The organism is Lentibacillus halophilus, assembly GCF_039522485.1.
In the GTDB taxonomy this organism is placed as follows: Bacteria; Bacillota; Bacilli; order Bacillales; family Amphibacillaceae; genus Lentibacillus; species Lentibacillus halophilus.
Genome location: NZ_BAAADM010000052.1, coordinates 1 through 6,129, shown reverse-complemented (window position 1 = coordinate 6,129; position 6,129 = coordinate 1). Strand labels below are relative to the sequence as shown.

General features: G+C 41.2%; 6 protein-coding genes and 1 pseudogene. All 7 read right to left on the bottom strand.

Translation table 11 applies throughout. The features are described from left to right. Nucleotides 1–95 precede the first annotated feature (95 nt). The 7 genes and pseudogenes from ABDZ72_RS09635 to ABDZ72_RS09610 all read right to left on the bottom strand — a co-directional run bounded on the left by ABDZ72_RS09635 (nt 96) and on the right by ABDZ72_RS09610 (nt 5,033). Nucleotides 96–563, bottom strand: coding sequence for a hypothetical protein (locus tag ABDZ72_RS09635; protein WP_343752605.1), 468 nt, complete (start codon nt 561–563; stop codon nt 96–98). Between the two features lie 2 nt (nt 564–565). Then, nucleotides 566–625: pseudogene (locus tag ABDZ72_RS14445) on the bottom strand (hypothetical protein); the annotation flags it as partial. Nucleotides 626–799: 174 nt separating this feature from the next. Next, the gene (locus tag ABDZ72_RS09630; RefSeq protein WP_343752604.1) at nt 800–1,201 is read right to left on the bottom strand and encodes an ectoine synthase; all 402 of its coding nucleotides are present in this window, start codon (nt 1,199–1,201) and stop codon (nt 800–802) included. 69 nt (nt 1,202–1,270) lie between these two features. Continuing rightward, nucleotides 1,271–2,668, bottom strand: a complete 1,398-nt coding sequence (locus ABDZ72_RS09625) for an amidase (RefSeq protein WP_343752603.1) — start codon at nt 2,666–2,668, stop codon at nt 1,271–1,273. 35 nt (nt 2,669–2,703) lie between these two features. After that, nucleotides 2,704–4,158, bottom strand: a complete 1,455-nt coding sequence (locus ABDZ72_RS09620; protein ID WP_343752602.1) for a sodium/proline symporter — start codon at nt 4,156–4,158, stop codon at nt 2,704–2,706. Between the two features lie 211 nt (nt 4,159–4,369). Further along, nucleotides 4,370–4,534: a hypothetical protein gene (locus ABDZ72_RS09615; RefSeq protein WP_343752601.1), complete on the bottom strand. Its 165-nt coding sequence runs from the start codon at nt 4,532–4,534 to the stop codon at nt 4,370–4,372. Between the two features lie 184 nt (nt 4,535–4,718). Further along, nucleotides 4,719–5,033: a DnaD domain-containing protein gene (locus ABDZ72_RS09610; RefSeq protein WP_343752600.1), complete on the bottom strand. Its 315-nt coding sequence runs from the start codon at nt 5,031–5,033 to the stop codon at nt 4,719–4,721. Between the last annotated feature and the right edge of the window lie 1,096 nt (nt 5,034–6,129).

The window sequence follows — 6,129 nt, the reverse complement described above, 5'->3', positions numbered from 1 at the left end:
GCAACTTATTTCGACAAAAAGACGCAAAGTTCCTGTCCAATCAGTCATTTTTATTTATTCAGCAGCCCCTAAATATATTCCAATTTCCGATATTTCTACTCAGAAGAAACAATGAAATTATGTCGACCTATTTGGACATTTAAAAATCCAATGTCGAATAATGGAGGACGTATGTCCAAAATAAGGATGATTTTCGGCAGCTGCCGAAAATCATCCTTTGGAAACGAGGTGAAGGAATTGTGGTGATAAGTGCCTGACACTTGATGATTTCCTACTCCGCTAAACTTCGCCAACAGCCGTTCGGTTTCTTCCCATTCGGCGGTCTTATCACGGGATTCGTCTGCTGTCTGCTCCCGCTCTTGCTTTAGCTTCTCCCGACGCTTTTGCTCCCGGAACCAATCCGGAATAACTTCCTCGATTCGGGCGGCATTCGTACGCTGCCCATGCTGCCTGCTCCGACGAAAGGCCGCTTCTTCGGCTTTGTCATCTTCAACTGTCGCGATGCCCTTTTTCGCCAGGCTTGCAAAATAGCCTTGACATAGCTCCAGTTGCTCTTTCCGCATTCCACCGCCCGTTTCATCGGTTCCATGACGAGCCCTTCCCTAACATCATCCATCCAATTCATCAGGGAATCAGACACAAATGGGCTAATGGGCTCGAAGTTATTCTGGTAAAACACGAACGTGTAACAGTGAGAACTGTCCTTAATATACCAACATAACTTGACAAAATCCTATAAGTGCCAGGCACTCGAGTACGAGTGCCTGGCACCAACACAATTACTGTATCTTTATTTTCATTAATCTAATAAAGGATAAGTACCGTCTTTATCATGTGTCTCATTCCCAGTTAGTGCAGGATTGAAAACGCATATAAGACGCATATCTTCAGACGTAGCTCGTAAATAATGTTTTTCATTCCCATTTAGTGCGTACATTGTTTCCGGTCTAATTTTATAAATTTCACCTGTTTTCTTTCCATTCTCATCTGCCAATTCAAGTTCTCCTTCCCCTTCAATACAATAACAGGTTTCGTAATGATTTTTATACCAAATAAAAGTTTCAGTACCTTTCTTAACAACAGTATCCGCCATCGAATATCCCATTCCATCTTTTTTCAGTAGTATCCTTCTACTATTCCAATTATATCCATATATATCATTTTTTGTATCTAATATGTCTTTCAACTTTTTTACAATCATGGTATTTCCCCCTTCTATTTATAATACACGTGTAAATTTTTAAATTTATCCTTTCTCACTTTCATCTCATCAATTTTGTAAGGCTTGCTCAAAAGCATAACCAAATCGATATAAATTGGCTTCGTCATATTTTTTTCCAATCAATTGCATTCCAATAGGTAATCCGGAAGCAGAGAAACCACAGGGTAAAGACAGACTAGGAAAACCGAGTAAATTTGTTGGAGATGTAAAGCGTTGAAGCGACTCTCTTACGTCTTCACGTTTGTTTTCCACTAATGACTCTTTTTCCCCTAAGTTCGGTGGTAACATAGGTAGTGTTGGCGTAATCATAACATCAACATCCTTGAAATGATTATTATAATCCAATATGTTTTCAAATTTTATTTGTTGGGCTTCAAGATAGTCACTCGCTTTATAATTAGCACCTTGTAAAATTCTCTGCCTTGTTTCATCTCCTAATAAATTGTTAAATGACGAAACTAAATTTTTATTAACGAGATATGCCTCGCTTTCTGAAATAATCTTGCATGCATATAAAACATCATTTGTATTAGATACATGAATTGGTTTAACTTGTGCCCCTAAATTTTCAAATACTTTTATTGCATTTTGTATAGCATGTTTTATTTCATTTTGTATATTTTCAAAACAGAGATATAAAGGTATACCTATAACACTTCCTTTTAATCCTTCTCCAACTTTTGAATAACAGTTTTCCCATTCCTTTTCGAGCGATAAAGGATCTTTATCGTCTTTCCCGGATAAATAAGAAAGCAAGACGGCATTATCTGCAACTTTTTTTGTTATTGGCCCTACATGGTCCATGGTCCAAGTCAAGGGGTGAACTCCGTATTTACTAATTCGTCCAAATGTTGGTTTCATCCCAACAACTCCAGAACAAGATGAAGGTATTCGAACGGAACCACCAGAATCAGTTCCTAAAGTACCGTAACAAAGGGAAGTTGCAACAGCTGCGGCCGAACCGCCACTGGAACCGCCAGCAATCTTAGAAGAATCATATGGATTTTTTACTGAACCAAAATAAGAATTATCAGCAGTAGGTCCATAAGCCAATTCATGAGTATTTGTCTTACCTATTATAATAGCTCCTGCCCCTTTTAACTTTTCCACAACAGTTGCATCATAATCAGGAATAAAATCTTTAAAAACACCCGATCCCATAGTTGTTTTAACATCTTTTGTATAAATTAAATCTTTAATAGAAATCGGAACTCCATGAAGAGCACCTTTAACACCTTCTAATAACATTTCCTTTTCCGCTTTTTTAGCTTCCTTTAAAGAACTCTCAACACAGACATCAATATATGCATTAGTTTTATCGTTTTTAATATCTATTTGATTTAATAGTAAATCAACAACCTCAACTGGTGATATTTCTTTTTTCTTATATAAACTTGATAGCTCCAGCAATCCAATATTTAAAATATGTGAGGATATTTCGGACAACATATACCCCCTCTCTCTATATAAAATGTTTAGGATTACTTTCTTTCATTTATAAGCTTTTCATCTTGCTTTTCAGGAAATATTAAACTGAAAACGATTCCAAAAAACAGTGCTATAAAAAACGTTACAAACCGAGCACTTAGTAATTCATCAAGGGGTGAATTTATCCAGATCAATGTCCCTATTAAACCTGAAGATATTGTAGCAATGACACCGATACCAGAATAGCGTTTCCAAAAGAAAGTGAGTAAAACGGCTACTGATAGTGTAGATCCTACTCCAGCCCATGCCCAACCAACAATTGTAAGGACAAGAGATTTGGAGATAAGTGCCATCAATAATGCTATCAATGCTGTTATTGCTATAACCAGACGAGAAACGAAAACCCAATTCTTTTCGCTTAATTCTATTTTAAAGTTTTTGTGCACAAGATCTTCACTTATAGAACTTGTCACAACCATAATTTGTGAAGTAGCAGTTGAAATCATTGCAGCGAGAATTCCTGACAATAAGATACCTGAAATCCATGACGGCGTTAAATCCAAAATCATTGTGGGTAATATCGTTTCTTCATCTGGGAAATTACCTATATTGTATAGAGCAATAGCTGTTATACCTATAAAAAAGGCACCTGCAAAAGCCATAACCGTCCATATGATTCCTGTAATACCTGCTATCTTCGCATCTTTTGCATTCTTTAAAGCCATAAAACGGGCACTAAGTTGAGGTTGACCACCTAGATAACCAAAGAAATATGAAAAGTTATTGAAAAACAATGCACCAAAAGCAAAACCCGTAACTCCTCCATTCCAAGAACTGACATTATTACCCGCTGCATTCAGTTCATTCATTATGGATATGTCATTATTACCTATCTGAATAAATGCCAATATCGGAATGACTATTAAGACCAGAAGCATCATAGCACCCTGTATCATATCAGTCCATACGACAGACACAAATCCACCTGCAAGGGCAATAATTGCTACCCCTAACGCACTTAAAAGAATACCTACTATTGGATTTATATTAAGCGTTGTTAACAATGTCTTTCCTACTCCAGATAACTGGGCACCGACATAGAAAATAAAGAAAACGAGAATTAGTACTGTTGCAAGAAGGCGAATGTATTTGCCATGTGCCGGAAAACGTACAGCTAGATAATCAGATAGTGTAAGAACTTCATATTTGTTCCTTTCATTCATAAATCTTTTTGCTAAAAATAACCATGAAAAACTTATACCAAGTACCATACCCACTATCGTCCAAATAGCTGATAATCCTGTTAAAAACGTAAAACCAGTAAAACCAAGCAACAACCAAGAAGATTCTCCAGTTGCACGTTCAGAAAAAGCGAGTACCCATCCCGGTAACTTTTTTCCGCCTAATAAAAAATCCGAACGATCCATATCCTTACGACTAAAATAAGCACCTATCCCAATTAATAAACAGAAGTAAAGAATTAACTCAACGACAAGAACGATATTCATTTAATCCCTCCTTTTGGTCTTGTAACTTTAATTATATTCAGCATATTACAAGCCTTATGATAAAATTATTGATTATTCATTCACACAGCTTAAGTTGCTCTTAATGTTCTAGCTACCGTTTCATCGCGTCCAAAACGAGGTCTTCCCCGGCGTCATACACCCAATTCATCAGGAAATCAGACACAAACGGGCTAATGGGTCCGAAATTATTCTAGCAAAACACGAACACGTCAGCTGCAGCAGCAGTATTATTTTGTTTTGTCTGGTTTGGTTTCGTTTTGTATTGTTTAATTAATGGGGCCGTACGGTGGTCCGTAGGGTGGTTCGTTTCGTGGGCCGGCTGGTGGTTCATCAGGTAGGTCACGTTCCGGTTCATGGTAAGGCTCTCCTTTGCCAGTCCACTAGGTGATCTGTTTCCTGGTTTGTATCGTGTGAACTTGAACGAGCCTCCCCCGGTAGACGATTTTCGGCAGCTGCCGAAAATCAACCTTTGGTTCGGGTGCCTGGCACAGACACAATTCTGAATTGTTTATGTGCCAGGCACCATCCAGAAACTGGTACTATCCGAACTTTGCCAATAGCCGTTCGGTTTCTTCCCATTCGGCGGTTTTGTCACGGGATTCGTCTGCTGCCTGCTCCTGCTTTAGCTTCTCCTGGCGCTTTTGTTCCCGGAACCAATCTGGTATAACTTCTTCCGTCCGGGCGGCATACGACGGCCCGCCTCGCCCCTGCTGCCGACTCCGACGAAAGGCCGCTTCTTCGGCTTTGGCATCTTCAACCGTCGTGATGCCCTTTTTCGCCCAGGCTTGCAGGATCGCCTTGACATAACTCCAGTTGCTCTTGCCGCGTTCCACCGCGCGTTGCATGGCGTCCATGACGAGCGCTTCCCCAACGTATCCACCCAATTCATCAGGGAATCAGACACAAATGGGCTAATGGGCCCGAAGTTGTTCTGGTAAAATACGAACGTATCTGCGTCAGCTGCAGTTGTATGGTTTTGTTTGGTCTGGCTTTGTTTCGTTTCGTATTGTTTAACTAATGGGGCCGTGTGGTAGTCCGTAGGGTGGTTCGTTTCGTGGTCCGGCTGGTGGTTCATCAGGTGGGTCACATTCCGGTTCACGTCGTGGTTCACTTGCTCGTTCGCCAGGTGATCTGCCTCCTGGTTTGGTTCATGTCGTGTGGCAAAGCCATCGTTCGCTTGGAGCGTGTTGTCTATTATGTATGAATCATCGTCGGTCGAGTGCATCGCCGCGTCGCCTGAGTACACGGCGCTCTCGCTCGACCCGACTGCCCTGTCGTTCGAGTTGACTGCCCTCTCGCTCGACCCAACCGCTCCCTCGCTCGAGCACAACCCCGCGTCGCTCGAGCCACACCCATCCCCCGACCAACTCAACCCAATCATCCGATACTCAGGCGCCTGATTCCGGCCGCGCGATTCATACACCACATACCCCTTCTCGTGCAACTCAGCGCGCGCCCGTTTGAATGAGCTGTCCGTCAACTCTGCTTTCAGCCGCAAGACCGGCGCGGCGACCGTAAACGTTTTCCGCCACATGGCTTTGTTATTAATGTGCATGAGCGCGTGCCACAGCGTCACGGCCGATCCTGATAAAGGAAATCTAGAAGGAAATGTAAAAAAAGAGCACCAGCCACCGCCAGGCCAGGACACTCTTCTATGTCGAAAAAATTACCATTCCTTTTCCATTTAATACCAAATTAGAGCGTTTATGTTGTGTCGTTTCCTCCAAGCTAATAGATAATAGTTCGAAAAAGGGAGTTTCACCGTGGAAAAAAAGACACTTATACAAAACTACTGGGAAAGCATTTACGAATCATTCGGTTAAGACACGACTTCTCGTTGTTGTTTAGAGCAAAGTGTGGTACGAGTGCTTGGCACCAACACAATTCTGAATTGTTTATGGTCAAGTAGGAGTGAACCTCTCAGCCTAACGGCTGATTGTGTATCACTCC